Source organism: Pseudomonas sp. G7(2022), from assembly GCF_052660475.1.
This window is the reverse complement of sequence record NZ_CP109659.1, coordinates 5,234,270-5,260,732: the sequence shown is the minus strand read 5'-3', so window position 1 is coordinate 5,260,732 and position 26,463 is coordinate 5,234,270. Positions and strand designations below refer to the sequence as shown.

General features: G+C 60.3%; 24 protein-coding genes and 1 riboswitch. Of the genes, 15 read left to right on the top strand and 9 right to left on the bottom strand.

The features are described from left to right. The first annotated feature begins 61 nt into the window (after positions 1-61). Positions 62-349, top strand: coding sequence for a PA4642 family protein (locus tag NE357_RS24025; RefSeq protein WP_169431888.1), 288 nt, complete (start codon positions 62-64; stop codon positions 347-349). Between the two features lie 75 nt (positions 350-424). Here NE357_RS24025 and mqo read toward each other — a convergent pair whose 3' ends face one another. After that, positions 425-1,933 (bottom strand): malate dehydrogenase (quinone), encoded by a 1,509-nt coding sequence (mqo, locus tag NE357_RS24020; protein ID WP_169431887.1) that lies wholly within the window; start codon positions 1,931-1,933, stop codon positions 425-427. A gap of 735 nt (positions 1,934-2,668) precedes the next feature. Beyond that, a complete protein-coding gene (locus NE357_RS24015) occupies positions 2,669-2,902 on the bottom strand; it encodes a hypothetical protein (RefSeq protein WP_039766297.1) in 234 nt (77 codons plus the stop codon). A 189-nt stretch (positions 2,903-3,091) separates the two neighbouring features. On the opposite strand from NE357_RS24015, the gene NE357_RS24010 reads away from it, so the two are divergent. Beyond that, positions 3,092-3,676: a YajG family lipoprotein gene (locus NE357_RS24010; RefSeq protein ID WP_169431886.1), complete on the top strand. Its 585-nt coding sequence runs from the start codon at positions 3,092-3,094 to the stop codon at positions 3,674-3,676. Between the two features lie 56 nt (positions 3,677-3,732). On the opposite strand, the gene NE357_RS24005 is transcribed toward NE357_RS24010, so the two are convergent. Then, positions 3,733-3,939 (bottom strand): hypothetical protein, encoded by a 207-nt coding sequence (locus NE357_RS24005; RefSeq protein WP_039766399.1) that lies wholly within the window; start codon positions 3,937-3,939, stop codon positions 3,733-3,735. A gap of 193 nt (positions 3,940-4,132) precedes the next feature. Here NE357_RS24005 and NE357_RS24000 point away from each other — a divergent pair, with 193 nt between their 5' ends. Beyond that, the gene (locus NE357_RS24000) at positions 4,133-4,411 is read left to right on the top strand and encodes a hypothetical protein (RefSeq protein ID WP_169431885.1); all 279 of its coding nucleotides are present in this window, start codon (positions 4,133-4,135) and stop codon (positions 4,409-4,411) included. A 49-nt stretch (positions 4,412-4,460) separates the two neighbouring features. On the opposite strand, the gene NE357_RS23995 is transcribed toward NE357_RS24000, so the two are convergent. Continuing rightward, complete coding sequence (locus NE357_RS23995) at positions 4,461-5,627, bottom strand: 1-acyl-sn-glycerol-3-phosphate acyltransferase (RefSeq protein WP_169431884.1); 1,167 nt, start codon at positions 5,625-5,627, stop codon at positions 4,461-4,463. 139 nt (positions 5,628-5,766) lie between these two features. Here NE357_RS23995 and NE357_RS23990 point away from each other — a divergent pair, with 139 nt between their 5' ends. From NE357_RS23990 to NE357_RS23975, 4 genes are all read left to right on the top strand, one after another. Next, positions 5,767-5,949 carry a CPXCG motif-containing cysteine-rich protein gene (locus NE357_RS23990; protein WP_096797159.1) on the top strand — a complete coding sequence of 61 codons (183 nt, stop codon included), beginning with the start codon at positions 5,767-5,769 and terminating at the stop codon, positions 5,947-5,949. Between the two features lie 9 nt (positions 5,950-5,958). Continuing rightward, the gene (locus NE357_RS23985) at positions 5,959-6,219 is read left to right on the top strand and encodes a putative signal transducing protein (protein WP_085709319.1); all 261 of its coding nucleotides are present in this window, start codon (positions 5,959-5,961) and stop codon (positions 6,217-6,219) included. Between the two features lie 36 nt (positions 6,220-6,255). Then, positions 6,256-6,879 carry an SOS response-associated peptidase gene (locus NE357_RS23980; RefSeq protein ID WP_169431883.1) on the top strand — a complete coding sequence of 208 codons (624 nt, stop codon included), beginning with the start codon at positions 6,256-6,258 and terminating at the stop codon, positions 6,877-6,879. A gap of 128 nt (positions 6,880-7,007) precedes the next feature. After that, positions 7,008-8,150, top strand: coding sequence for an IS481 family transposase (locus NE357_RS23975; protein ID WP_169431882.1), 1,143 nt, complete (start codon positions 7,008-7,010; stop codon positions 8,148-8,150). Between the two features lie 221 nt (positions 8,151-8,371). On the opposite strand, the gene NE357_RS23970 is transcribed toward NE357_RS23975, so the two are convergent. Further along, positions 8,372-10,513: a methyl-accepting chemotaxis protein gene (locus NE357_RS23970; protein ID WP_169431881.1), complete on the bottom strand. Its 2,142-nt coding sequence runs from the start codon at positions 10,511-10,513 to the stop codon at positions 8,372-8,374. Between the two features lie 264 nt (positions 10,514-10,777). Between NE357_RS23970 and NE357_RS23965 the strand changes: the two genes are divergently transcribed. Then, positions 10,778-11,596: a M48 family metallopeptidase gene (locus tag NE357_RS23965; RefSeq protein WP_169431880.1), complete on the top strand. Its 819-nt coding sequence runs from the start codon at positions 10,778-10,780 to the stop codon at positions 11,594-11,596. A gap of 45 nt (positions 11,597-11,641) precedes the next feature. On the opposite strand, the gene NE357_RS23960 is transcribed toward NE357_RS23965, so the two are convergent. From NE357_RS23960 to NE357_RS23950, 3 genes are all read right to left on the bottom strand, one after another. After that, positions 11,642-12,226: a TMEM165/GDT1 family protein gene (locus tag NE357_RS23960; RefSeq protein ID WP_169431879.1), complete on the bottom strand. Its 585-nt coding sequence runs from the start codon at positions 12,224-12,226 to the stop codon at positions 11,642-11,644. 87 nt (positions 12,227-12,313) lie between these two features. Beyond that, a riboswitch (yybP-ykoY riboswitch) is annotated at positions 12,314-12,438 on the bottom strand. A gap of 39 nt (positions 12,439-12,477) precedes the next feature. After that, positions 12,478-13,476, bottom strand: a complete 999-nt coding sequence (locus NE357_RS23955; RefSeq protein ID WP_169431878.1) for a class I SAM-dependent methyltransferase — start codon at positions 13,474-13,476, stop codon at positions 12,478-12,480. Between the two features lie 33 nt (positions 13,477-13,509). Then, positions 13,510-14,475 (bottom strand): 2-hydroxyacid dehydrogenase, encoded by a 966-nt coding sequence (locus NE357_RS23950; RefSeq protein WP_169431877.1) that lies wholly within the window; start codon positions 14,473-14,475, stop codon positions 13,510-13,512. Between the two features lie 91 nt (positions 14,476-14,566). Between NE357_RS23950 and NE357_RS23945 the strand changes: the two genes are divergently transcribed. Continuing rightward, positions 14,567-15,196: a LysE family translocator gene (locus NE357_RS23945; RefSeq protein ID WP_169431876.1), complete on the top strand. Its 630-nt coding sequence runs from the start codon at positions 14,567-14,569 to the stop codon at positions 15,194-15,196. On the opposite strand, the gene NE357_RS23940 is transcribed toward NE357_RS23945, so the two are convergent. After that, on the bottom strand, positions 15,180-15,953 hold the full coding sequence (locus NE357_RS23940) for an AraC family transcriptional regulator (RefSeq protein WP_169432705.1): 774 nt from the start codon (positions 15,951-15,953) through the stop codon (positions 15,180-15,182). The two genes, NE357_RS23945 and NE357_RS23940, sit on opposite strands and share 17 nt — an antisense overlap. 98 nt (positions 15,954-16,051) lie before the next feature. On the opposite strand from NE357_RS23940, the gene NE357_RS23935 reads away from it, so the two are divergent. The 6 genes from NE357_RS23935 to NE357_RS23910 all read left to right on the top strand — a co-directional run bounded on the left by NE357_RS23935 (position 16,052) and on the right by NE357_RS23910 (position 26,438). Beyond that, a complete protein-coding gene (locus NE357_RS23935; protein ID WP_169431875.1) occupies positions 16,052-17,236 on the top strand; it encodes an MFS transporter in 1,185 nt (394 codons plus the stop codon). 147 nt (positions 17,237-17,383) lie between these two features. Continuing rightward, positions 17,384-19,066 carry a fatty acid--CoA ligase gene (locus tag NE357_RS23930; protein ID WP_169431874.1) on the top strand — a complete coding sequence of 561 codons (1,683 nt, stop codon included), beginning with the start codon at positions 17,384-17,386 and terminating at the stop codon, positions 19,064-19,066. 319 nt (positions 19,067-19,385) lie between these two features. Next, positions 19,386-21,275, top strand: coding sequence for a DUF1302 domain-containing protein (locus NE357_RS23925; protein WP_169431873.1), 1,890 nt, complete (start codon positions 19,386-19,388; stop codon positions 21,273-21,275). A 28-nt stretch (positions 21,276-21,303) separates the two neighbouring features. Then, positions 21,304-22,668 (top strand): DUF1329 domain-containing protein, encoded by a 1,365-nt coding sequence (locus tag NE357_RS23920; protein ID WP_169431872.1) that lies wholly within the window; start codon positions 21,304-21,306, stop codon positions 22,666-22,668. A 137-nt stretch (positions 22,669-22,805) separates the two neighbouring features. Beyond that, a complete protein-coding gene (locus tag NE357_RS23915) occupies positions 22,806-23,468 on the top strand; it encodes an SGNH/GDSL hydrolase family protein (protein ID WP_169431871.1) in 663 nt (220 codons plus the stop codon). Between the two features lie 234 nt (positions 23,469-23,702). Further along, positions 23,703-26,438 (top strand): LuxR C-terminal-related transcriptional regulator, encoded by a 2,736-nt coding sequence (locus tag NE357_RS23910; protein WP_169431870.1) that lies wholly within the window; start codon positions 23,703-23,705, stop codon positions 26,436-26,438. Positions 26,439-26,463: the final 25 nt, after the last annotated feature.

Sequence of the window (26,463 nt, the reverse complement as noted above, 5' to 3'; positions counted from 1 at the left end):
CCCGTGCCCGGGCAGGGGTAAACTGCCCGCCCCGTGAAATGTCTGCGAGCTGGAGTCGGCAATGCGTAAAGATAAGAAACAAGTGATTGGTGACGAGATCGGCGATGAGCAGATCAAGCTGTTTCTCGATTTTGAGCCCGTCGACGCCACTTCGCCGTCGCTGCACAAACTGGTCAAGGCCTACCGCGGCCTGCGCATCGACGATTTCGAGCGTTTCCTGACGTTCTTCGTTGCAGCCGGTTATGACGTGGACGGCAAGGACGAGCACGGCAAGACTTTCGTCGACCAGATCCGCGATCAACGCAACGCACAGGAATACATCGAGCTGATCGAGAAAGCGCGCGGCTGATACCTGCGCAGTTTTCCGAGGCATAAAAAAACGCCCCGCACTCATCGAGTGCGGGGCGTTTTTCATGGAGCCGAATCAGGCGTAGCTTTCGGTCTCGTTACTGGCTTCGACCAGTTCCAGCGCGACGTTGTTCTGCGTGTTGATCTTGCGATACAGCGCAGCGTCGGTTTCCAGGACTTTTTCACGGGCCGGGAAGATTTCCGCCAGTTTGGCAGCCCACTCACCCTTGGCCTTGGCCGGGAAGCATTTCTCGATCAGTTCCAGCATGATCGAAACGGTCACCGAAGCACCTGGCGAGGCGCCGAGCAGGGCGGCGAGGGAGCCGTCCTTCGCCGCCACCAGTTCGGTACCGAACTGCAGGATGCCGCCTTTCTTCGGGTCTTTCTTGATGATCTGCACCCGTTGGCCGGCCACTTCCAGGCGCCAGTCTTCGGCTTTCGCCAGCGGGTAGAAACGGCGCAGGGATTCCAGACGCTGCTCCATCGACTGCATCACTTCACTGACCAGGTACTTGGTCAGGTCCATGTTGTTCTTGGCCACGGCCAGCATCGGGCCGATGTTGCCGGCGCGAACCGACATCGGCAGGTCCATGAAGGAGCCGTGCTTGAGGAACTTGGTGGTGAAACCGGCGTATGGCCCGAACAGCAGGGATTTCTTGCCGTCGACCACGCGGGTGTCCAGATGCGGCACGGACATCGGTGGCGAACCCACGGCGGCCTGGCTGTAAACCTTGGCCTGGTGATGCTTGACCACTTCCGGGTTGTCGCAACGCAGCCACTGGCCGCTGATCGGGAAGCCGCCGAAGCCTTTGCTTTCTTCGATGCCCGAGGCTTGCAGCAGCGGCAGGGCCGCGCCACCGGCGCCGAGGAATACGAATTTGGCGTCGACTTCACGGCTGCTGCCGCTGTTGACGTCCTTGATACTGACAGTCCAGCCGTTGGCGTTACGCTTGAGGCCGGTCACACGCTTGCAGTACTTGACCTGGGCATCCGGGGCGCTGGTCAGGTGCTTGAGCAACTGATTGGTCAGGGCGCCGAAGTTGACGTCGGTGCCGTTGATCACGCGGGTGGCGGCGAGCACCTGGTCTTTCGGACGGCCCGGCATCATCAGCGGCATCCACTCGGCCATCTTCGCCTTGTCTTCGGTGTATTCCATGTCGGCGAAGGCGTGGTGCTTGTGCAGCACGTTGAAGCGTTCCTTGAGGAACGAAACGCCTTTTTCGCCTTCGACGTAGCTCAGGTGCGGCACCGGGCTGATGAAGGATTTGCACGAGCCGAACGTGCCTTTTTTGGTCAGGTACGACCAGAACTGCTTCGACACCTCGAACTGGGTGTTGATGTGCACGGCTTTCTTGATGTCGACAGTGCCGTCGGCAGCCTGCGGCGTGTAGTTCAGCTCGCAGAGGCCGGCGTGGCCGGTACCGGCGTTGTTCCACGGGTTGGAACTTTCCGCGGCACCGGAATCCATCAGTTCGACGACTTCCAGCTTGATCGCCGGGTCGAGTTCCTTGAGCAGCACTGCAAGGGTGGCACTCATGATGCCGGCCCCAACCAGAACTACGTCGACTGCTTCGTTATGCGCCATTTAACGCGTCTCCAAAATCTGCAGCACCAAATTGTCGGCATGGCTGCCAGGTGTCCGGGGCAGGTCAGTGGCGCCCCAGGTACCCATGGCCAGGTTTGCCATGTCCGAATCTTCGCAATTTTTCGCAACTTCGACGGATGCGTGCGGCCTGGCTTCTAGAGTCACATGAACTCATTTCGGCGCGGGGCTGGCAATTCGACTTATGGTCGAGACATCCGTTTGTGCAACCAAATCCGTAGCGGACAGGCTTCAGGCTCCGGTATTCGAGGCGTACCCGTTCCTGTGTCGTTGGGCTGTTTCAGACGCTAATGGTGCATGTTCAGACGCAAAACTATTCATTTGCTCGCCACACTCTTGTGAAGTTGTGAAAACCCGTTTTTTTCACGCTCTTTTGAAGACGTGAACCTCAAAAAGGGCTGTCCGGGCCTGGCACCGTGCCCGGAGGGTTTGCCGCCACGCGATACATGGCAGGCAAAACGGGCAAACAACTCAGTGACCGAGCGTCATGACAGCTCTGCAGATTCGCGAAAAGCGGGGATTTGCCAGGGAAACAGCAAGCACGCCAGCTTCACTCGATCTGTGTGGGCGGCTCTCTGTGGGCGATTTGGATGCCAATGCAAGCGCATTGACGCTGTTGCGGGGCCCGATCAGGAGACGTCCTTATAATCGGGGGGAGATTGTATCGAAGAAATGCGGGGAGTTGGTCGAGTTTAATGACTTTTATTAGGCATCCGGTCAGATGCTCAACATCGCCTGAGCGCGTGCGCGAGGGCGCTGCTGTTCGACCCGGGCGCTGGCCGGCAGGGGTTGGTGCAACCAGTTGAGACGGATTTCCTCGATTTCGACCCAGCCGTCACCCATTGGCTGCAGGCTGCATTGCTTGAAAGCCTGGCAATGGCCGTTGCGGTCAAGCAGGGCGAAGCTGCGGTGCAGCGGACGTGGTGCGAACAACGAGATCAGATAGCGCATGGCAGTGCTCCTTTTGGGGTCTGTGAGGAAGATTGTCAGAAGGCCGTGACGCGAACGTGTATGGGCGGTGAATAATCTGTGACAGGAACCGCGTGCACCGGGGTTTGTCAGAGATTTCAGTGCTGGTGACCCGCAGTGGCCCACCGCTATACTGCGGGCCTGTCTGTGCCTGATTCTGGAGAGAAGAGCATGTTGCAACGCCTGTTGTTCGGTTTGATCACTGTGACCAGTTTGACCCTGGTTGGCTGCGCCCACAGCCCGCAACAACTGAGCCCGGAACCGAAGCTGACCACTCAGCTGGCACCGGTCGGCCATGGCCAGCCTGTCGTGGTCCGCGTAGTGGACGGTCGTCCGTCGCCAACCCTCGGCACCCGTGGCGGCCTGTACCCGGAAACCAGCGCCATCACCGTGCAGCGCGAGCAGATCCTGCCGAAGTTGCAGGCCCAGGCCGAAGCGGCCGTGCGCCTGCTGGGCTTCACCCCGTCCAATGGCGCGATGAATGCACCGCAACTGACCGTGACCCTGACTGAACTGAAATACCAGTCGCCGAAAGAAGGCATGTACGTGACCGAGGCCACCATCGGCGCGACCTTCCGCTCCGACGTGCAGAACGCCAACCGTCGTTACAGCGGTCGTTACGGTGCCTCGCTGGACCAGCGTTTCGGCATGGCACCGAACCAGGAAACCAACACCAAACTGGTCAGCGATGTGCTGAGCGATGCGCTGACCCGTCTGTTCAAGGATCCGACCGTGGGTCAGATCCTCGCTGAATAAGGCAGTCGCCTGATGTGAAAAAGCCCGGGGCCAGTGATGGTTCCGGGCTTTTTCGTTCAGGCAGCTTGCGAATAGAAGTCGAGGACGCTGACGCCGGTCAGCAGGTCGGTCTCGGGCAAGTCCGCATGCTGGTGCCCGCCGAGGGCGCAGTACACCAGCCAGTGACGGTCCTGAACATTGAAGGCCAGGCTGCCGACGAGGGTCTGTTGTTCGTCGGACGGGGAGATGAGATACAGGCGATCCTGGTTTTCAGCGTGAAGCATGTCGCATTCCGTTTACGTTTCGAGGCGCGCAGGGTGGCCGAAAAAAATGACGATGCCGTGACACAGGACAGCCATCGGTCGATTGATGCGTTATTTGTCGCAAAGGGTAGGGCAGTCGGGGAGGGTTTCGGTAGAATCCGCGCCGCGGTCGTCGGTCTGGCGTTCGCCATACCGGTCTAGATTGAGGTCTGTGATGTCGCTGCACTTGATGACGCTGTTTACCGCCCATCCCGCCAAACTGATCAACCTGCTGGCCCTGCTGCTGGCCTTCCCGGGCAGTTGGCTGCTACACGCGACCCGTCGGCGTGAACAGCGGGCGATGGCCAGCATCGCGGCCCAGCGTCAGAGTCAGCCCGATCAAGAGCCGGTGCTGGACTGGGCAACCCTGCGCATGAACCGGTTTTTCTATCGTTTCGGTTTTGCCTGTCTGGGGCTGGCGTTGCTGATTTCCTGGATCAGCACCCGCTACTGAACGAAGAACGGCGCCCGAAGGCGCCGTTCTTGTATCCGGCCGAAACCGCTTACAGCGGCAAACCAGCCTTGACCCGGTACTGATTGCGCACCGGCGTCGCATATTGCAGCACCAGATACGGGCGGTGCTCCTCTGGGCAGGCGTCCAGACGGCTTTGCCATTCCTTCTGGGCCTTGGCCAGTTCCTCGGCGCCGAACACGTCGGCAGCCTTTGGCACGTTCAATTGCGGATCGGCATCGGCCCACTGCGCGTACGCCAGGTAATGCACCGGGAACAACCGGTAGCCGCCGAGAATCTGCTTGTCCATCTCGACCGCCAATTGCTTGGTGTCCTCGAACAGCTCGGTGATCGGCGCGGCGAAGTTCACGTGCACCCGGCCCTTGTAGCCGGTGATGCCCTTGGCGATGCTCACGTCATCCTCGCCCGGCGCCTTGCTGTAGGTGCCAGTGGTGGCGCGGATGTACAGCTCGCGGGCCTTGGCCTGGTCGCACGGGTCGTATTCGTAGCTGATCGACACCGGCGTCAGGTTCAGCGACTGGATGACCTCGCCGAACGGCTCGTCCTTGCGGCTCATGTGGAACATCTTGAGAATCGCCGATTCGGTACGGTCGTCGCCGTCCTTGGCCCGGCCTTCGGCCTGGGCGATCCAGATCGAGGCGCAATCGTTGCGGATCGAGTGGTTGATGTAGGCCGACAGCAGTTGATAGGCGGCCATTTTCTCGCGGCGCCCGGTGATCGAACGGTGCACGATGAAGCTCTTGTTCAAACGCATCAGGTCGCTGACGAACGGCTTTTGCAGCAGGTTGTCGCCAATCGCAATGCGCGGGGTCGGCAGGCCGGCGTGGTACACGGCGTAGTTGACGAAGGCCGGGTCCATCACGATGTCGCGGTGGTTGGCGATGAACAGATAGGCGCTGCCGGACTTGAATTGCTCGACACCGGTGTAGGTCACGCCATCGGTGGCGCGCTCGATGGTGTGGTCGACGTAGAACTCGACCTTGTCCTGCAAAGTGGCCACGGAGGTCACGTCGGCGAACTCACGACGCAGCCGATGGGCTATAAGTGGTTTGAGCATCCAGCCGAAGGCACCGGCGAAACGCGGGAAGCGGAAGTGGGTGAGGATATCTAGAAACGCCTTGTCGCCGAGCAGTCTTGCCAGTACCGCAGGTACTTCGCTGTCGTCGTAAGGTCGGATGGCATCGAATTCGCCCATCATGCTCTCTTGTTGGAAACGGCTAGGGTAAGTAAAGGTTTGGATCGAAAACCAACGGGGCACGGTCTGAAAAAGTAGCCAGACAAAAATAGCCCTGCAAATAGACCGGCGATTATACGCACAAGTCACCCGGGAGACCGCGATGCTGGAAAGCGCACTGTATGAATGTCCGTACTGTGGGGAGGAAGTCGAGACGACCGTGGATCTGTCGGCGGGCGATCAGACCTATATCGAAGACTGTCAGGTGTGTTGCCGACCCATTACGTTCGTACTGCAGGTCCATGGAGAGGATTGGTTTCTGGAAGTCTTCAGCGAAAACGAGTGAGGTGCGCCCATGCAGCGAATCTACGAGCCGGAAAACCTGATGGAAGGCGAAATGCTCAAGGGCATGCTCGCCAGCGAAGGCATCGAGGCGCATCTGGTGGGGCGTGATCTGCTCGGCGGCACGGGCGAGTTGCCGATCTTCGGCCTGCTGGGGCTTTCGGTCGAGAACGATCAGGCCGAATACGCCCGCGAGCTGATCAGCGCGTACAATGCCGCGCTGCCGCTGCCCGGCGATGAACCGGAGAGCTTCCCCGGTACGCTGGTCTGTTAGGCTGACGTTCGTTTTTTTCTTGAGTCGTGCTGCCCCATGTGTGGACGTTATGCCCTGTTTCGCTGGAACCGCGACTTCGCGGCGCTGCCAGGTTTTCCCGCTGATCAGCAGGCGCAGTGGAACATTTCCCCCAACGATTCGGTGTTGATGCTGCGCGCCGAATCTGATGGCCAGCGCACCCTGGCCCGTGCCCGCTGGGGCCTGACGCCGCCGTGGCTGACTGATCTGTCGCGTACCCCGGCCCATGCCCGTGCTGAAACCGTTGCCGAACAGCCAATGTTCCGCGAAGCCCTGCGCCTGCGCCGTTGCCTGCTGCCGGCCAACGGGTTTTACGAATGGCGCGGAAATGTGCGCAAGCACCCGTACTGGCTGACGCCGGGGGAAGGTTCTTCGCTGTTTTTTGCGGCGATCTGGGAGGCGTATCCGGTGCAGGAACAGGTGTGGCTGAGCACGGCGGTGATCACTCAGTCGGCGGCCAGTCAGCGCCGGCCGTTGATTCTCGATGAGGCGGGTCAGGCGGCATGGCTCGATCCGGAAACGCCGCTGCACGTCCTGCAAGGCCTGCTCGCCAGCGAACCCGCCGCCTTGCGTGAGCGGGTGCTGGCGAACCTGGTCAATGATCCGAAGCTCAACGGGCCGGAGTGTCTGACTCCGGCCTAGCAGCAGATCAAGAGCCCCCCTCACCCTAACCCTCTCCCTGTATGTACCGGAGACATGGTGGACAGGTGTTCGGAGACATGGTGGACACTTTTAAATAGACACATTGCTCATCGCGAAGGAGATGGCCTGTGTCTTGGGAAGAGGTGTCTACCGTGCAGCTACGTACAGAATTCGTGCTTTTGGCTCGGCAAGAAGGGGCCAATGTTCGGCAGCTTTGCCGTCGATTCAACATCAGCCCAAGCACTGCCTACAAATGGCTCAGCAGGTTTGAAAAATCAGGGGCCGAGGGGCTGAACAATCAGTCACGACGACCGAAGACGTCCCCCAAACGTTGTGCTGACGAGGTGGAGAAGCAGATTCTGACCGTGAGTCAGGAGTACGCGGCTTGGGGCGCTCGCAAGCTCAAACGCGTGCTGGAAGACAAAGGTTTAGCGATGCCTTCCGTCAGTACTGTGCATGCAGTTTTACAGCGTCATTCACGCGTTGATCCAAAGGCTGCTGAGATCAAACCGTTTATCCGGTTCGAGCATGAAGCGCCCAACGATCTCTGGCAGATGGACTTCAAGGGCCATTTCAGCCTGAGTCAGGGGCGTTGCCATCCATTGACGATACTGGACGATCATTCGCGGTTTTCGATGTGTATCGCCGCGTGCGCCAATGAGCAGCGCGACACCGTCCAGGAGCATCTAATCCGGGTCTTTCGGCGTTACGGCTTGCCTTTGCGTATAACGATGGACAACGGTTCGCCCTGGGGTGACCAGACTGGGGTTTATACCGCGCTGGAAGTCTGGCTGATGGGTCAGGGCATCAAGGTAGGTCACTCCCGGCCTTATCATCCGCAGACCCAGGGAAAACTGGAGCGTTTCCACCGCAGCCTGAAGAGTGAAGTGCTGCAAGGTCGGCACTTCACGGACCTCAACAGCGCACAACAGGCATTTGATATCTGGCGTGATGTCTACAACCAGAAACGTCCTCATCAAGCGCTGGATATGCAGGTGCCGGCGACTCGCTACGGCAGCAGCCCTCGGGAGTATCAGGAGCAGCAAATGGCGCCGGAATACGCCGACGGAGATGTGGTCAGAAAGGTCCAGGTGAAGGGCGAGATTTACTGGAGGAACCGTGAATACTCAATCGGAAAAGCATTTCACGGGCTGTCGATAGCGATCAGGGAAACAGCGGAGGATGGCATCCACGATGTCTACTGGAGTAGACATCGTATCGCCCGAATCGACTTGAACTTGCAGATTGTTACGGCAGGTAAGAGGATCTAAAAACCGTCCACCATGTCTCCGAACATGTGTTCACCATGTCTCCGGTACATACACTCCCGGAGGGAGAGGGGACTGACCGAGATATATTGCAGAAATACACCGACTTGAAAGTTTTTTGCTGAATCCATAATCGACACTATTTACCAGGTCGATGTATGACGGAAGACAGCTCGGTCGGCTCCCTCTCCCTCCGGGAGAGGGCTGGGGTGAGGGGGTGGCTCTTAAACCTTGAACTGATTGATCAACCGCCGCTGCTGCTCCGCCAGTTTGGTCAGGTCCGCACTGGCCGAACTCGATTCATCCGCACCACCGGCCACCTCGTTCGCCACCTGACCGATATTGATCACGTTGCGGTTGATGTCGTCGGCCACTGCGCTCTGTTCTTCGGCGGCGCTGGCGATCTGGGTGTTCATGTCGTTGATCACCGACACCGCCTGGGTGATGGTCTCCAGCGCTTCGGCGGCCTTGGCCGCGTGCTGCACGCTTTCGTCGGTGCGGTTCTGGCTGTCTTCCATGACCCGCACCACATCCCGGGTGCCCTGCTGCAGTTGCTGGATCATGCTCTGGATTTCTTCGGTGGCTTTCTGGGTCTTCTGCGCCAGGTTGCGCACCTCGTCGGCCACCACGGCAAACCCGCGACCCTGTTCACCGGCACGTGCTGCTTCGATGGCGGCGTTGAGGGCCAGCAGGTTGGTCTGCTCGGCGATCCCGCGAATGGCGATCAGGATCGCGTTGATGTTTTCGCTGTCCTTGGCCAGGGTCTGCACCACGTCCACGGCCTTGCCGATTTCCACGGCCAGCACGCCAATCGAGTTGGAGGTGTCACGCACGATCTGCATGCCCTGACTGGCCGCCTGATCGGCATGGCTGGCGGCTTGTGCCGCCTGGGTCGCGTTGCGCGCGACGTCCTGGGCGGTGGCGGTCATTTCCTGCACGGCGGTGGCCACCTGATCGATCTCGGCCATCTGTTTCTGAATGCCGATATTGGTCCGGATCGCGATGTCCGCGGTGTGCTCCGAGGAATCGCTGACGCTCTGTACCGACGCTACCACCTGCGTGATCATCCCCTGCAATTTGGCGAGGAAGGTGTTGAAGCCTTTGGCGATTGAACCGAGTTCGTCTTTGCGATCACTGGTCAAACGACGGGTCAGGTCACCTTCGCCCTGAGCGATGTCATCGAGCATGGTCACCATTTGCTTCAGCGGACGGGCGATGCCGTGGCCCACCAGCCAGATCACCAGCAGGCCGAGGCCGGCAATGATCAGGCCGACCATGGCCATGCCGAAAGTGTCGGATTTGCGCTGGGCGTCGAGGTCGCCTTGCAGCTTTTGCAGATCGGCCATCACCGCGTTCAGTGGCAGTTGCAGCATCAGTGTCCAGCGCGCGTCGGTCTGACCGATGCCGAACGGCAGGTACAACTCGATCCGGCCTTGCTCTTTATTGATGGTGTAAGTCACTTCGCCGCGCTTGAGATTGGCCATGTTGGCAATCTGTTGGGCGTCGAGAATGTCGCTGACCTTCTCGCCGAATTTGCTCGGGTCCTGGGTGTAGGCGACGATCCGGCCGTTGCTGCCGATCAGGGCCATTTGCCCGGCGCCGCTGTAGAGCTTCTGGTTTGCGCCCAGCAGCATTTCCTGGATGAAGTTCACCGACAGGTCGGCGCCGACGATGCCCTGGAAGGTGCCGTTGAGCATGATCGGTTCAATGAAGGAGGCGAGCATGACGATCTTGTCGCCGACCTTGTAGGGGGCCGGATCGATCACACAGGATTTCCTGGTTTCTTTCGAGCACAGGTAGTACTCGCTGGCGCGCACGCCGGTGGACAGGACTTTCTGGTCGTCAACGTCCACCAGTTTGTCCAGGCCCAAGGTGCCGTCGTCGTTGCGAAACCACCACGGCAGGAAGCGCCCGTTGGCGGGATCGATCCCGACAACCTGAGTGCCGACGTAGGCCGCGTCATTGTGGTCCAGTGCGTTCTTTTCCCAGCCGATGTAGGTGCCGAGAATCTTCGGATTCTTCTCGACGTTTTCCTTGATCAGGCTGATCAGTTGCTCGCGGCTGACGTTCAGGCGTGGCTGGCCGTCGGTGCCCGGTGTGCCGAGCAGGGCGTTGACGCGCACCAGTCCGCCAGCAATCAGCAGCGGCGCTTCCAGTTCGCGCTGGATCTGGCTGACCTGGGTCTGCGCCAGCGAGGTCAGGCGCTGTTCGATGACTTGCTCGAACTGGGCCTGAGTCCGTTGCTGGACCATTTCCTGGGTGCGGGCACCGGAGAACAGCGCATACAGCACCAGCGCAGCGACTACGCTGAGCACGATGGCGCCGGCCAGGGCGGCCACGGAAAACTGGATCGACTTGAACTTCATGGGAGCTCCGCACGCGAGAGGACGTCTGCCGCTGCTGTATCGGCAGCCACTGTTGCGCCATGAGGCAAAACGCATGCAATCAGGGCCGGATGTCGCAAATGGATCAGTGTGCGACGCTGCTGCAGCAGGCTTGCCGAAGAATGTGAATTTTTTCCTGCAGGACTGGCGGGCGTCTTCTGAAAACAGGTGCAACACGTCCGTTGTATCTGGCGTCGATACAATTACCCGCCTAGGATACGCGGCAGGTTTTCAGGGAGCTTTTGAATGAACAAGACATTGGTTGTAAGTGCACTGAGCGCGGCGCTGTTGCTGGCCGGTTGTCAGTCGGTCAACACCACCAGCGGCGGTGCCGTGGGCGTGGAGCGCAAGCAGTACATGTTCAGCATGCTGTCCTCGCAAGAGGTCGACCAGATGTATGCCCAGTCCTATCAGAAGACCGTTGGCGAGGCGTCCAGCAAAGGTGTGCTGGACAAGACCAGCAACGAAGCCAAGCGGGTTCAGGCGATTGCCAACCGCTTGATCGCCCAGGCGCCGAACTTCCGTCCGGATGCGGCGCAATGGCAGTGGGAAGTGAACCTGATCAAGAGTGACGAGCTCAACGCCAACTGCGGTCCTGGCGGCAAGATCATTTTCTACACCGGGCTGATCGATAGCCTGAAACTCACCGACGATGAAATCGCCGCGGTCATGGGCCATGAAATCGCCCACGCCCTGCGCGAGCACGGTCGTGAAGCGATGTCCAAGGCCTATGGCATCGAAATGGCCAAGCAGGGCGCCGGCGCGTTGCTCGGTCTGGGTCAGGACAGCCTGGCGCTGGCCGATACCGTGGCCAACTACGGCATGACACTGCCCAACAGCCGCGCCAATGAGAACGAAGCCGACCTGATCGGTCTGGAATTGGCTGCCCGCGCCGGCTACAACCCGAACGCCGCGATCACCCTGTGGAACAAGATGAGCAAGGCGTCCGAAGGTGCACCGCCGGAGTTCATGAGCACTCACCCGTCCTCCAGCAGCCGCACGGCTGCCTTGCAGGCGGCGATTCCGAAGGTCATGCCGCTCTACGAAAAAGCGCCCAAGTCCTGAAACAAATGACCGCTCCCACACTGAGTATGGGAGCGGTCCGCCGGATCAGACCCAGCCGCTGCTCTGTATCGCCTTGTACACCGCGACGATTGCCAGAATCATGAACGCCGAAGCCGCGAGGCGACGGATCAGGGTCAATGGCAATTTGTCTGCGGCAAAGTTACCCGCCAGAACCACCGGTACGTTGGCAATCAACATGCCGAGCGTGGTGCCGATGATCACCAGCCACAGTTCCGGGTATTGCGCAGCCAGCATCACGGTGGCGATCTGGGTCTTGTCACCGATTTCCGCGAGGAAGAAGGCGATCAGGGTGGTCAGGAACGGCCCGAACTTGCGGGCGGTGCTGGCTTCGTCGTCGTCCATCTTGTCCGGCACCAGCGTCCACAGGGCGGTGGCGGTGAAGCTTGCGGCGAGAATCCAGTGCAGGACAGCATCGGAGAAGAAACTGCCGAACCAGGCGCCTACCGCACCGGCTGCCGCGTGGTTGGCCAGGGTCGCAGCGACGATGCCGGCAATGATCGGCCAGGGTTTGCGAAAGCGAGCGGCGAGAATCAGCGCGAGCAGTTGCGTCTTGTCGCCGATTTCGGCCAGGGCAACAATTGCGGTGGGAACGAGTAACGAGTCCAGCATCAGGATTTCCTAAGGGGCGGGTCGACACGGCTATGACACGTACAGCCTTCCCGCCCCGGGTAAGGTGTGCGTGTCATAGGTCTTGTCAAACCCTGCGATCCGTCTGCTGCGGACGCTTGGGTCGCATACGCCATGATCTGAGGATCAAGTATGTTGACGTATGCCGGACGAGCATGGCGCTCGTGGGAGACTACTCCCCTAGGACGGAGCGGATTCTGCCTAGGCAGAATCCATTCGGCAAGTGCTAATTTTCAGCCGCGCTTGGCCCGGTAAATCCGGAAACCATTGCCTTCGGCCTTGATCGCACACACGCCAAGATGTTCTTCGATCAGCGGTTGATACTTCAGGAAGCTGTTCGCCACCAGCCGCAGTTCGCCGCCGTTTTTCAGATGTTTCGCCGCTTTTCGCAGCAAGTTCTCGGTCGCGAAATAGTCGGTGTGAACGCCGACATGGAACGGCGGGTTGCTCAGAATCGCATTCAGGCCCATCGGCGCGGCATCGATACCGTCACCGGTCAGCACCTCGGCTTCCAGGCCGTTGGCCGCCAGGGTCAACCGGCTGCTGGCGGCAGCGAAGGCATCAACGTCGAGCAACGTGACCTGATTGTGCGGGTAACGACGCTTGACCGCCGCACCGAGCACCCCGGCACCGCAACCGAAATCCAGCAAATGACCGCTCGGCAGTTTGTCCAGGTGTTCCAGCAGCAAGGCACTGCCGCGATCCAGTCGGCCATGGCTGAAGACGCCCGGCAGGCTGATGACTTTCAGCGGTCCCTCGGCCAGTGGCAGCTCATAAGTCTGGGCCAGGCTTTCCAGGGATTTGGCTTCTGGAGCGTTGGCCACCGTCACTTGCCACAGTTGGCAATGGCGTGCGCTGTCGAGTTTGCGCGGCTTGCCGAACGGGTTGAGTTGCTTGGACGCGCCTTCGATGCCGCTGCGCTTTTCCCCGACCAGAAACACCTCACGCCCGGCCAGACGTGAAGCCACGGCATTGAGGACGTAGTCGGTCAAATCCTTGGACTTGGGCAGGAACACCACGGCGCCGTCGAATTCGCGCTCCGGCACATTCACGCCGAAATGGCTGCGACCTTCGAAGCGCGCGTCGAGCGCCGCCTGGTCACCCGCATGCCAGCACCAGCCGAAGGCGTCGGGCAGGCGCCCGAGCAAGTCATCGGCCGGCAGACCGGCCAACAACAGCGAGCCCTGGAATAACTCGACCTGACGAAGCAGTACTTCACTGCGCGGATCCATAACTGCTCCTGTGAAAAAAAGTGCCGCAGTTTATCAACTGACGACCCGCAGCGCCTTACCGCTGTAGAACGCCTGGGTGTTTTCCACCAGTTGGCCGACGATTCGCTGCCGTGCTTCGCGGCTGCCCCAGGCGTTGTGCGGGGTGACGATCAGGCGCGGGATGTCGGCGGCCAGCAGCGGATTGCCCTGGGTTGGCGGTTCGACGCTCAATACATCGGTCGCCGCGCCACCCAGATGACCATTGCGCAGTGCATCGGCCAATGCTTGTTCGTCAATCAGCCCGCCACGGGCGGTGTTGACCACGAAAGCACCCGGTTTCATCGACGCCAGCTCGCGGGCACCGATGAAGTGGCGGGTGTGTTCATTGAGCGGGCAGTGCAGGGTGAGGGCGTCGATCTGTGGCAACAGCTCCTCCAGCGGCAAGCGATCCGTACGGGCCGGACGTCCCGGAATCTGCCCCAGCAACACGCGCATGCCAAAGGCTTCGGCCAGACGCGCCACTGCGCCGCCCAGTTCGCCATGCCCGAGCAGGCCGAGGGTTTTGCCCTCCAGCTCAACGATCGGATAATCCAGCAGACAGAACTGTTTGGCCTCTTGCCAGCGTCCTTCACCGACGGCTTTTTGATAATCGGCCAGCCGCGTGGCGAGGTTGAGCAGCAGCATGATCGTGTGTTGCGCCACCGATGGCGTGCCGTAACCCTGGCAGTTGCACACGGTGATCCCATGGGCGCGGGCGGCGGCCAGATCGACGTTGTTGGTGCCGGTGGCGGTGATCAGGATCAGCTTCAGCTGTGGGTTGGCGGCCATGGCGGCGGCGTCGATCAGGACCTTGTTGCTGATCGCCACGGTCGCCCCTTGCAGGCGTTCGGCAACCTGCGCAGGCAACGTCTGGGCGAACAGTTGCAGATCGCTGAAGCAGTCGCGCAAAGGGCTCAAGTCGAGATCGCCAAGATCCAGCGACGGGTGATCGAGGAATACGGCGCGGTGGGCGTTCGTCATCAACTGTACCTGTTGTGCTTTGAAGGGAAGGCGTAATCTGCCGAGCCTACCAGATGAAACAACTCGTTACGCTTGGCCGAAAGGAGCCCCCATGTACTGGACCGAATTCTTGACCGTTGCCCTGATCCACCTGTTGGCCGTCGCCAGCCCCGGTCCTGATTTCGCCGTGGTGGTGCGCGAAAGCGTGACCCACGGTCGGCGCGCCGGGACCTGGACCGCGCTGGGTGTGGGCACGGCGATTTTCCTGCACGTCGGTTATTCGCTGCTGGGCATCGGCCTGATCGTTTCCCAATCGATCGTGCTGTTCAACGCTTTGAAATGGGCCGCCGCCGCTTACCTGCTGTACATCGGCTACAAGGCCCTGCGCGCGCAACCCGCCAAGACCGTGACTGACGACCTGCACAAAGAGGCCGGCGAACGCACCGCCCGTGGCGCCTTCACTTCAGGCTTCGTGACCAATGGTCTGAACCCGAAAGCCACGCTGTTTTTCCTGTCGCTGTTCACGGTGGTGATCAACCCGCATACGCCACTGGCGGTGCAGGCCGGCTACGGGATTTATCTGGCCGTCGCGACCGCAACCTGGTTCTGCCTGGTGGCAATGCTGTTCAGCCAGCAGCGCGTGCGCGCTGGTTTCGCCCGCATGGGCCACTGGTTCGACCGCACCATGGGCGCCGTGCTGATCGCCATCGGCGTGAAACTCGCGTTCACCGAGATGCATTGATCGAACTGAGCTGATTCAGGGCGTTGAGGTACTCCCGGGGATTGTCCCCGAGCAAACGGCGAAACATTGCGCTGAACGCCCGCGCGCTGCCGTAACCCAGATCCCGCGCCACGCTCTGCACGCTGTCCCCGGCGAGCAGGCGGGGCAGGGCTTCCATCAGGCGCAATTGCTGGCGCCAGGCATTGAAATTCATCTTCAGTTGTTGCTGGAACAGCCGCGCCAGTGTGCGTGAGCTGGCGCCGACCTGCTGCGCCCAGTCTTCCAGGGTGTTGGGATGATCAGGCTCGCGCAGCAGCGCCAGGCAAATGTTTTGCAGGCGCCGGTCGCTGGGCATGGGAATGTGCAGCGGCAGGTTTTCGAGGCCGGCCAGCTCCTCCAGCATCAATTGCTGGATCAGCGGGTTGTCGGCGTGGGGCGGGCCCTGCACCGCGCGCAGAATCAGTTCGCGCAGCAACGGCGTCACGGCCAGCACGCAACAATGTTGCAGGCTGGCGGGCGACAGCTCGGGGGCGATGAACAATGAACGCATCTGCACATCGCCGGACATGAAGATCTCGTGGCCGATCTGCGGTGGGATCCACACCGCGCGGGTCGGTGGAATCACCCAAGCACCTTGTGCCGTGACCACCCGCATGACCCCGCTCACCGCATACAGCAACTGCGCCTCGCGATGCAGGTGCAATGGCTGGTGCGCGCCGTCCAGGTAATCCCGGGGGTAGGCGCTCACCGGGCCGTGTTCGAAATGGCTGATCAACATGTCCGGTTCGCTGACTTGAATGGCAGGAATGCGCTTTTTTGCCAACTTAGCATAGGCGCTCACACCCTTCCTGTTCATAAAAAGAAAAGCGTGCCGCGATGAATCAATCCAGAAATGTCATCCGCTACATCAACGCAGCCCATGTGATCGATCACATGTTCATGCTGATTTTCCCCGCCGCCGTGCTCGGCATGACCCAGGCCTTCGCCCTCGACTACGCCGCGCTGATCGGCCTGTCGCTGGGCGGTTTCATCGCGTTCGGCGCCTGTTCGCTACCGGCCGGCTGGCTCGGCGATCACTGGAGCCGGCGACGGATGATGCTGGTGTTTTTCTTCGGCATCGGTGGTTCGGCGATCGTTACCGGCTTCAGTAACAGCCCGACGATGCTGGTGATCGGCCTGACCCTGATCGGCATTTTTGCTGCGATCTATCACCCGGTCGGCACGGCGATGCTGGTGGCCTATGCGCAAAATCGTGGCCGCGAAATCGGCATCAACGGCATGTGGGGCAATCTTGGCGTGGCGTTCTCGGCGCTGATCACCGGTCTGCTGGTGGCGCAGTTCGGCTGGCGTTCGGCGTTCCTGATTCCGGGTGCCGTGGCCATCGTGCTGGGGATCGGTTTTGCCTTGCAGGTGCGCGAGGAGCCGATCCCCAAGCGTCCGCACACCGCGCTCAAGGGCGCCGGCGGCCAGCGGATTTCGATGGCCATGGTGTTCGGCGTGCTGGCCTTGGCCACGGCCACCGGCGGGGTGGTGTTCAACGCCACCACCATGACCTATCCAAAACTGTTTCAGGAGCGCTTGCATGACCTGTTCGCCTCGCCGCAGACCCTCGGTGTGGTGGTGAGCCTGGCTTACGCCTTCGGTGCGATTGCGCAGTTGAGCATCGGTCGGGTGTTGCACCGCGTCAGCCTGAAATGGCCGTTTATCGTGCTGACGTTGTGCCAGGCGCCGTTACTGTTCGCGCTGGCTTATGTCGATGGCTGGGCGGTGATCGCCGTTGGGGCGGCATTCATGTTTGTGGTGTTCGGTCAGGTGACGGTGAACGATTCGATGGTCGCCAATTTCGTCGCGCCGCAATGGCAGTCACGGGTATTTGCCCTGCGTTACTGTTTATCGTTCGGTGCCAGTGCGACGGCGATTCCGCTGATTGCCTATGTCGAACCGCGCCATGGGTTTGTGGGGCTTTACCTGATTCTGGCCGGTTTTGGCGCTTTGACTTTCCTCGCGGCGGTGGTTTTCCCACGAACGCCTTCCGAAGCGTCTGTAGGGCAAATGGCCTGAGCGGTGACGAATACCGGCAAATGCTGGCGCAAAGCTAGCATTTGTACGGCTCTGCAAATCATTCCTTTGGCTGATTTGGCTGGCGTATAAGGGTTCTAGAGTACAAAACTCCAACGCCAACACCGTGCAGTCAGAAAAGGGATTCTTATGTTGCAGACTCGCGTTATTCCGCCCGCCGAAGGGGCCTACCAGTATCCACTGCTGATTAAACGGCTGCTGATGTCAGGCGCCCGTTACGAGAAAACCCGCGAGATCATCTACCGTGACCAGCTGCGCTACAGCTATCCGACCCTGATCGAGCGGGTCGCGCGACTGGCCAACGTACTGACGGCGGCCGGGGTCAAGGCCGGTGACACCGTGGCGGTGATGGACTGGGACAGCCATCGCTACCTCGAGTGCATGTTTGCGATTCCGATGATTGGCGCGGTGATTCACACCATCAACGTACGGCTGTCGCCGGAACAGATCCTCTACACCATGAACCACGCCGAGGACCGTTTCGTGCTGGTCAACAGTGAGTTCGTCGGGCTGTACCAGGCCATCGCGCCGCACCTGACCACGGTGGAGAAAACCCTGCTGCTGACCGATCTGCCGGAAAAAACCGCCGATCTGCCGAATCTGGTGGGCGAGTACGAGCAACTGCTGTCGGCCGCCAGTCCCCAGTACGACTTTCAGGATTTCGACGAGAACTCGGTCGCCACCACGTTCTACACCACGGGCACCACCGGCAATCCGAAAGGCGTGTATTTCACCCATCGGCAACTGGTGCTGCACACCATGGGCGTGTCGACCATCATGGGCGCCATCGACAGCGTGCGCCTGCTGGGCACCAACGATGTGTATATGCCGATCACCCCGATGTTCCACGTGCATGCGTGGGGCCTTCCGTATGTAGCGACCATGCTCGGGCTCAAGCAGGTTTATCCGGGGCGTTACGACCCGGAATTCCTGGTCGAGCTGTGGCGCAAGGAGAAGGTCACGTTCTCCCATTGCGTGCCGACCATCCTGCAAATGGTGCTCAACGCCAAGGGCGCGCAAGGCACCGATTTCGGCGGCTGGAAAATCGTCATCGGCGGCAGTGCGCTGAACCGCTCCCTGTATGAAGCGGCCAAGGCCCGGGGCATTCAGCTCACGGCAGCCTATGGCATGTCGGAAACCGGGCCATTGGTGTCGTGCGCACATCTGAACGACGAGTTGATGGCGGGCACCGAAGACGAGCGCACCACCTACCGGATCAAGGCCGGCGTGCCGGGGCCATTGGTCGAAGCGGCGATCGTCGACACCGAGGGCCATTTCCTCCCGGCGGACGGCGAGACCCAGGGCGAACTGGTACTGCGCGCGCCATGGCTGACCGAAGGCTACTTCAACGAACCGCAGAAGGGCGCCGAGCTGTGGGCCGGCGGCTGGCTGCACACCGGCGACGTCGCGACACTCGACAGCATGGGCGTGATCGATATCCGCGACCGGATCAAGGATGTGATCAAGACCGGCGGCGAGTGGATCTCCTCGCTGGACCTCGAAGACCTGATCAGCCGCCATGTGGCGGTACGTGAAGTAGCAGTGGTGGGCATCGCCGATCCGCAGTGGGGTGAGCGTCCGTTTGCCTTGCTGGTGATCCGCGAAGGGCATGCCATCGGGGCTCGTGAGCTCAAGGAACACCTCAAGCCGTTCGTGGAACTGGGGCACCTGAGCAAGTGGGCGATTCCAAGCCAGATCGCCCTTGTTACGGAAATTCCCAAGACCAGTGTCGGCAAGCTCGACAAGAAGCGCATCCGCCTCGACATCACTGAATGGCAGGCCAACAACAGCACCTTCCTCTCGACCCTCTGAGCGTCCGCTGGCGCGCCGAAAACGGCGCGCCAGACCCACCAAGCAAGCGCTTGGCTTGTGAAATCCGAATTTTCAGCCATCCTTGCCGTGCCGACATGTGTCGGACTGGCGAAAGGACTGTTCCAGAGTGGCCGGCAGCTGCAAATCACACTTTAGAGGGATCAAGCAGTACCACCTGCTGGCTATAGTCCGCTCAAGGATTTTTAAGAACGGGGCAATGCAACATTGAAGCGATTTCGGGAGGCCTCTGGCGCCCGGTCCTTCAGGCGTTTTTAAAAGTACTCACTGCCATAACAATAATGCACATGGAGTAGCGTCGATGACCTCAGTAAACCAGTTCTGGCGCCGGGCGAAACTGCCTCTGGCGGTCAGTCTTGCCTCCACGCTCGCCGGGCCCGCATTCGGCGTCAGTTTCAACGTCGGTGAAATCGAAGGCCAGTTCGACTCCTCGCTCTCCCTGGGCATGAGTATTTCGACCCAGCAGCCGAACAAGGACCTTATTGGTGTCAACAACGGCGGCAGGGGCCTGTCCCAGACCTCTGACGACGGTCACTTGAACTTCAAGAGCGGGCAAGCGTTCTCGAAGATCTTCAAGGGCATCCATGACCTCGAATTGAAATATGGCGATACCGGTGTCTTCGTCCGGGGCAAATACTGGTACGACTTCGCGTTGCAGAACCAGGACCTGGAATACAAGGACGTCAGCAACCATAACCGCGACGTGGCTGCACGATCTTCGGGCGGGCAGATCCTTGACGCCTTCATCTACCACAACTACGCCATTGCCGATGAGCCGGGCTCGGTGCGTCTGGGCAAGCAGGTGGTGAACTGGGGTGAAAGTACCTTCATCGGTGGCGGCATCAACTCGATCAACCCGATCGATGTTTCCGCGTTCCGCCGTCCGGGGGCCGAGATCAAGGAAGGCCTGATTCCGGTCAACATGTTCTACGTGTCCCAGAGCATCACCGAAAACCTGTCCGCCGAAGGTTTCTATCAGATCGACTGGCAGAAGACCGTGACCGACAACTGCGGCACGTTCTTCTCCCAGCCTGACATCGTCACCACCGGCTGCGACGACAACCTGCGCGTGCTGAACAAGCGCTCGACCATTCCGGGCGTTGCCCTCGGCCCGCTGGCGGCCGCCAATGTCGACGTCAACGAAGAAGGCGTGCTGGTGCGCCGTTCGCCGAACCGCAACGCTCGGGACAGCGGGCAGTGGGGTGTTTCGGCCAAGTACATGTTCGATCCGCTGGCCACCGAGTTCGGTGCCTATTTCATGAACTACCACAGCCGTGCGCCGATCTTCAGCGCAACCGGCGCGCCACAGTCGATCTATAACGGCGTCAAGGCGCTCCCGGGCCCGTTCCAGGCATTGGGCCCTCTGGTGGTGGCGGGTAACTCCGAGTATTTCATCGAGTATCCAGAGGACATTCGTCTGTACGGTCTGAGTTTCTCCACCACCCTGCCTACCGGTACGGCGTGGAGCGGTGAGATCAGCTACCGACCGAACGCACCGGTGCAACTGAACTCCACGGATATCCTGTTCGCCGGTGTGCGTCCATTGGGCGGTGCACTGACCAACGCGTCGATCCTCAATGGCGTTCCGGGCCAGGACCTGCACGGTTACAACCGCAAGGAAATCACTCAACTGCAGACCACCCTGACGCACTTCTTCGATCAGGTCATGGGCGCCAACCGCCTGACCCTGGTGGGTGAAGTCGGTGTGACCCACGTCGGCGGGCTGGAGAGCAAATCCGAGGCCCGCTACGGCCGCGATCCGGTCTTCGGTCCGGGTGAACTGCCGTCCACTGGCGGTCTGAACACCTGCTCGCAGATCCTCAACACCTCGACCATCAACGGTGCCGGTCCTGGCGCTTCGACCAGCAACCGCTCCAGCAATTGCGACAACAACGGGTTCACCACCGCCACGTCCTGGGGCTATCGCGCTCGTGCCATCTGGGATTACAGCGACGTGTTCGCCGGTGTGAACCTGAAGCCGAACGTGGCCTGGTCTCACGACGTCAAGGGTTACTCCCCGGGCCCTGGCGGCAACTTCGAGGAAGGCCGCAAGGCCATCAGCCTCGGGCTGGATGCCGAATACCAGAACACCTACACCGCAAGCCTGGCCTACACCAACTTCTTTGGTGGCGAATACAGCACGGTGGATGATCGCGACTTCGTTGCCCTCAGTGTTGGCGTGAACTTCTAAGTACAGTTTTTTCAGGACGAACAAACACATGAAAATAACAAAGAGTCTGTTCCACGCCGGTGTTCTGGGGCTTTCGCTGCTGGCCACCAGCGTAATGGCGGCGGTCCCTGCCGCCGAAGCCGACAAACTGGGCAAGAGCCTGACCCCGATGGGCGCCGAGATGGCGGGCAACGCCGACGGTTCGATCCCGGCCTGGAAGCCGCTGGCGAAGAATGCCGGCACGGTCGACAGCAAAGGCTTCCTGTCCGATCCGTACGGCAGTGAGAAACCGCTGTTCACCATCACCGCGCAGAACGTCGACCAGTACAAGGACAAGCTTGCACCGGGCCAGTACGCGATGTTCAAGCGTTACCCGGACACCTTCAAAATGCCGGTCTACCCGTCCCATCGCGGTGCTACCGTGCCGGATGACGTGTTCGCCGCCATCAAGAAAAACGCAACGACCACCACGCTGGTGGCCGGGGGTAACGGTCTGGAAAACTTCCAGACCGCCATCCCGTTCCCGATCCCGAAAGACGGTCTGGAAGTCATCTGGAACCACATCACCCGCTATCGCGGTGGCAGCGTGACCCGTCTGGTGACTCAGGCGACGCCGCAGACCAACGGCTCGTTCAGCCTGGTGTATTTCCAGGACCAGTTCGTGTTCCGCGACAAGATGAAGGACTACGATCCGGCCAACCCGGGCAACGTGCTGTTCTACTTCAAGCAGAAAGTGACCGCACCGGCTCGTCTGGCAGGTACCGTGCTGCTGGTGCACGAGACCCTCGACCAGGTGAAGGAGCCGCGCAAGGCCTGGGTTTATGCGACCGGTCAGCGTCGTGTGCGTCAGGCACCGCAAGTGTCCTATGACGGTCCGGGTACTGCGGCGGACGGCCTGCGTACCTCCGACAACCTCGACATGTACAACGGTGCACCGGATCGTTATGACTGGAAGCTGGAAGGCAAGAAAGAGATGTACATTGCCAACAACAGCTACAAGATCGATTCGCCGACGCTGAAGTACGCCGACATCATCAAGGCCGGCCACATCAACCAGGACCTGGCCCGTTACGAGCTGCGTCGCGTCTGGCATGTGGTGGCAACCCTGAAACCGGGTCAGCGTCACATCTACGCCAAACGTGACTTCTTCATCGATGAAGATACCTGGCAGGCCGCCGTCATCGACCATTACGACGGTCGTGGTCAGCTGTGGCGCGTCGCCGAGGCCCATGCCGAGGACTACTACGACAAGCAAGTGCCGTGGTACGCGCTGGAAACCCTGTACGACCTGCAATCGGGTCGCTATCTGGCACTGGGCATGAAGAACGAAGAGAAACAGGCTTATGACTTCGGGTTCTCTGCCACCAAAAGCGAATTCCAGCCTGGCAACCTGGGCCAGGACGGTATCCGCTAAGCTGTAACCCGAGGCCGCATCCTCGAAAAAACGCCCCGACTGGTTCGGGGCGTTTTTTATCGGCTGCCCCTCAAGTGCCTTGTTCTGACGTAATCTGAAGGTAGACTGTCGCGACTGAAATCTACGGACGGCCACTCGTGCTCAAGCGTTCATTCATCAAGGCCCTGATACTCTCTTCATTTTTTGTCATCGGTAGCAGTCATGCCGGCTCACACGACAAACCTCGCGTACTGATCATCGGCGACTCCATTTCGATCGGCTATACACCCTATGTCACGAAGTCGCTGGCCGCAGAGGCCGAAGTTGTCCACAACATCGGCAACGCTCAGGATTCGACCAATGGCCTCAAGAACCTCGACGCCTGGCTCGAGGGTGGCAAATGGGATGTGATCAGTTTCAACTTTGGTCTGTGGGATCTGTGCTATCGACGTCCTGGCCCCGTCACACAGGAAAACCGTGACAAGATCAACGGCTCGATTGCCGTTCCGCTGGATCAGTATGCAATCAACCTTGCGCAGATCGCGACAAAACTCAAAGCCACAGGGGCGAAGGTGATCTTTCAGAGTGTGACCGTCGTACCTGCGCAGGAACCTGGCCGCAACAGTGACGATGTCGGCCGATATAATCGAGCCGCCGCGGATGTGATGAAGCGGATGGGGATCCCGATAAACGATCTGGAAGCCGTGTCGGCGGCACTTTCGGACAATCTGCGTGAGTCGGATACTGACGTTCACTACACCGAAGCAGGTTATGAGCAGCTTGCCAGATCGGTCACTCGAAGCATCCAGGCACAACTGTGATCTGCATTTTTCGGACTTCGCCACGGCGGGCGGAAGTTGCCGCCCGTATTCGGAGGTGGTGATTACGCCTCCGACATCGGAGCTGGATCCGGGAGATCTGTCACTGAAGTTCGACATGTTTGCTTGTAGTCTTTTTGTAGTCATTTGTTGCAATAACCTTCAATCCCTCTTCGTTTAAGGCTAGTCTGCGGACATCTGCTACGCCGCCAACAGCCATTCGAACAAGAGCCGGCCATGACTGATCTGTCCCCACTTCCGGGTCCCGCAAGCGTTGCCGTCGCGGCACTGGACGGACGTTTTTTCCGTCCTCCGCTGCCGGACGGATACGTCTTGCGACCACGCCTTTGCGAGCGCCTGCGAGCCGGGCTCGGTGGACGTCTGTTGCTGGTCTGCGCCCCGGCCGGGTTTGGCAAGAGTTCGCTGGCCGTGGAGTTCTGTCAAAGCCTGCCGGGTCATTGGCAAAGTCTGTGGCTGGGACTGAGCGCCCGGGACAGTGATCCGGGGCGCTTTCTCGAGCGCCTGCTCGAAGGCCTGCAGGACTACTTCCCGGAACTTGGCAGCCGCGCACTCGGCCTGTTGAAAATGCGCCAGCGTCATCAGCCGTTCGCCTTCGAAGAATGGCTCGACGGTTTGCTCGATGAGCTGGCATTGCACCTGCAACCGACCTCGCCGCTGTTATTGGTGCTGGACGATTACCACCTCGCCCAAGGACCGGTACTTGACCGCTGCCTGCAATTTTTCCTCAATCACCTGCCCGATGGCTTGCTGGTCATGGTTACCAGCCGCCAGCGGCCGGACTGGCATCTGGCTCGTCTGCGCCTGTCGCGACAATTGCTCGAACTGCATGAACAGGATTTGCGACTGACCCACGACGAAGCCCTGGCCCTGCTTGATCGTCACAGCAGCTCGCTGCGCGGCGAAGCCCTTGAAAACCTGATTCAACGTAGCGAAGGCTGGGTGGCCGGGCTGCGTTTCTGGTTGCTGGCCGCTGCCGAGGCAGGCAGTGACATGGCCTTGCCTCAAGCACTGAACGGCGGGGAAGGGCTGATTCGCGATTACCTGCTGGAAGAGGTCATCGACTGCCTGCCCGCCGAGGTTCAGGCCTTTCTCTATGAAACCGCCCCGCAGGAGCGCTTTTGCAGCGAGTTGTGCAACGCGGTGCGCGATGCCCATGACAGTGCTGAAATCCTGCGTTTTCTCTCGGCTCACCAAGTGTTTCTGGTGCCGCTCGACGAGCATGGTCACTGGTATCGTTATCACCATCTGTTTTCCGATCTGTTGCGCAGCCGGCCGGTGGCTCAAGCCGTGGTGCCGACCGCCACGCTGCATCTGCGCGCCTGTCGCTGGTTCAATGCACAGGGCTTGCTCGATGAGGCGGTGGAGCAGGCGTTGCGTGCCGGACATCTCGATGTCGCGGCGAACCTGGTGCAGAACCTGTCCGAGGAACAACTGCTGGCCGAGCAGAACGTCGGCATGCTGCTGCGCTGGAAAATGGACCTGCCCGACAGCCTGCTGATCAGCACGCCGCGTCTGATCGTGCTGTACAGCTGGGCGCTGGGGCTGGCCTGCCAACTGGATGCCGCCGAAGAACTTGCCAGCCACCTGAGCCGTTTTCTGCCGGCGCCTTCGGCCACTGCACAGAAATCGATGCTGGCCCAATGGCTGGCACTCAGCGGCATCATCGCGCGAGGTCGCGGTCATCGCGAATTGACGCTGAAGTATTGCAGCGAAGCGCTGGAAAGCCTGCCGGCCAAACGTTATGGCCAGCGTTTGATGTGTCTTTCGACACTGTCCAACCTGGCGATTGCCGACGGCGATCTGTGGCGTGCACGGGGGTTGAATCGCGAGTCTCTTGAGCTGGCGCAGCGGGTCGGCAATCCGTTGTTCGAAGCGTTGGCGCATTACGACCGCGCTCGAGTATTGCAGTCACGCGGCGAAATCCTGCGCGCGCTGGATGAAGTGCATCAGGGGCTGGAACGCTTGCGCGGTTTGTCTCCACAGCGTCTGTACGCGGTACGCGCACGGCTGACGCTGTATGAAGGTTTTCTGTTGGCCATGCGTTTGCAGCCGCAGGCCGCGCGTGCGCGGCTGTTGATCGGGATCGGTGAGGCGCGCGCGTGTCGTGATATCAGCGTCTTGATCGGCCACTGCGTGGTCGCTCGCCTGGACGGCAGTGGTGGCGAATTTGCCAAGGCGTTCGCCGAACTCGCCGAAGCCGAACGATTGATGCACATCTGGGATGTTCCGCCGATCTACTACCTGGCAATGATCACCCTGGTCAAATGCGAACTCTGGCTTGCCCAGGGGCGTACCGATCTGGCCGAGGCGTGGTTGGCCCGACTGGGGCAGACCTACACCGGAGAACGTGCCGCCGCACCTCCTGAATTTCATCCGCAATTGCCCTTGCATGTTGAACTGCAACAGGCGCTGCTCGATGTGATTCAGGGGCATCCGATGCTCGCCGAAGGGCGTTTGAATGTGCTGCATGAAAATGGCCAGCAGACCGGCCGCCAATTGCTCAGCGTGATGGCGCTGACGCAGAAAGTGGCATTGTTGCTGGCGGATGGAAGGGAGCCGGAAGCGCGCAAGGCATTGAGTCTGGCGCTGGAGTCTGCGGCGGGTGGGGTCGTGCAGCCGTTCGGCGCGCTCGTCAGTCAGCACCCGGACTGGTTGCGTGGGCAGTTGGTAACGAGCACCCCGGCTGCCGTCAGTCAGCAACTGCTTGAGCTTCTTCCACAACCGATGGCTCGCCCGGTCCTGGAACAGGCCGCGACCGAACAACTCAGCAGTCGCGAGTTGGCCGTGTTACGGCTGATCGCCCAGGGCTGTTCGAATCAGGAGATCAGCGAGCAACTGTTCATTTCGTTGCATACCGTGAAGACCCACGCCAGCCATATCAACAGCAAGCTGGGTGTCGAGCGACGAACACAGGCAGTGGCCCGGGCCAAAGAGCTGGGTCTGTTGTCCTAGAGACAGTTAAAAAAACACCCCGCCA

What these genes read in the sequence shown, in the direction of transcription:
- NE357_RS23955 (WP_169431878.1), bottom strand. Translation starts at nt 13,476, where the DNA reads ATGGATCCGCGCAGTGAAGTACTGCTTCGTCAGGTCGAGTTATTCCAG.
- NE357_RS24010 (WP_169431886.1), top strand. Translation starts at nt 3,092, where the DNA reads ATGTTGCAACGCCTGTTGTTCGGTTTGATCACTGTGACCAGTTTGACC.
- mqo (WP_169431887.1), bottom strand. Translation starts at nt 1,933, where the DNA reads ATGGCGCATAACGAAGCAGTCGACGTAGTTCTGGTTGGGGCCGGCATC.
- NE357_RS23985 (WP_085709319.1), top strand. Translation starts at nt 5,959, where the DNA reads ATGCAGCGAATCTACGAGCCGGAAAACCTGATGGAAGGCGAAATGCTC.
- NE357_RS23970 (WP_169431881.1), bottom strand. Translation starts at nt 10,513, where the DNA reads ATGAAGTTCAAGTCGATCCAGTTTTCCGTGGCCGCCCTGGCCGGCGCC.
- NE357_RS23925 (WP_169431873.1), top strand. Translation starts at nt 19,386, where the DNA reads ATGACCTCAGTAAACCAGTTCTGGCGCCGGGCGAAACTGCCTCTGGCG.
- NE357_RS23910 (WP_169431870.1), top strand. Translation starts at nt 23,703, where the DNA reads ATGACTGATCTGTCCCCACTTCCGGGTCCCGCAAGCGTTGCCGTCGCG.
- NE357_RS23950 (WP_169431877.1), bottom strand. Translation starts at nt 14,475, where the DNA reads ATGACGAACGCCCACCGCGCCGTATTCCTCGATCACCCGTCGCTGGAT.
- NE357_RS23960 (WP_169431879.1), bottom strand. Translation starts at nt 12,226, where the DNA reads ATGCTGGACTCGTTACTCGTTCCCACCGCAATTGTTGCCCTGGCCGAA.
- NE357_RS23930 (WP_169431874.1), top strand. Translation starts at nt 17,384, where the DNA reads ATGTTGCAGACTCGCGTTATTCCGCCCGCCGAAGGGGCCTACCAGTAT.
- NE357_RS24000 (WP_169431885.1), top strand. Translation starts at nt 4,133, where the DNA reads ATGTCGCTGCACTTGATGACGCTGTTTACCGCCCATCCCGCCAAACTG.
- NE357_RS23980 (WP_169431883.1), top strand. Translation starts at nt 6,256, where the DNA reads ATGTGTGGACGTTATGCCCTGTTTCGCTGGAACCGCGACTTCGCGGCG.
- NE357_RS23940 (WP_169432705.1), bottom strand. Translation starts at nt 15,953, where the DNA reads ATGTTGATCAGCCATTTCGAACACGGCCCGGTGAGCGCCTACCCCCGG.
- NE357_RS23945 (WP_169431876.1), top strand. Translation starts at nt 14,567, where the DNA reads ATGTACTGGACCGAATTCTTGACCGTTGCCCTGATCCACCTGTTGGCC.
- NE357_RS23995 (WP_169431884.1), bottom strand. Translation starts at nt 5,627, where the DNA reads ATGATGGGCGAATTCGATGCCATCCGACCTTACGACGACAGCGAAGTA.
- NE357_RS23935 (WP_169431875.1), top strand. Translation starts at nt 16,052, where the DNA reads ATGAATCAATCCAGAAATGTCATCCGCTACATCAACGCAGCCCATGTG.
- NE357_RS24025 (WP_169431888.1), top strand. Translation starts at nt 62, where the DNA reads ATGCGTAAAGATAAGAAACAAGTGATTGGTGACGAGATCGGCGATGAG.
- NE357_RS24015 (WP_039766297.1), bottom strand. Translation starts at nt 2,902, where the DNA reads ATGCGCTATCTGATCTCGTTGTTCGCACCACGTCCGCTGCACCGCAGC.
- NE357_RS23920 (WP_169431872.1), top strand. Translation starts at nt 21,304, where the DNA reads ATGAAAATAACAAAGAGTCTGTTCCACGCCGGTGTTCTGGGGCTTTCG.
- NE357_RS23990 (WP_096797159.1), top strand. Translation starts at nt 5,767, where the DNA reads ATGCTGGAAAGCGCACTGTATGAATGTCCGTACTGTGGGGAGGAAGTC.
- NE357_RS23965 (WP_169431880.1), top strand. Translation starts at nt 10,778, where the DNA reads ATGAACAAGACATTGGTTGTAAGTGCACTGAGCGCGGCGCTGTTGCTG.
- NE357_RS24005 (WP_039766399.1), bottom strand. Translation starts at nt 3,939, where the DNA reads ATGCTTCACGCTGAAAACCAGGATCGCCTGTATCTCATCTCCCCGTCC.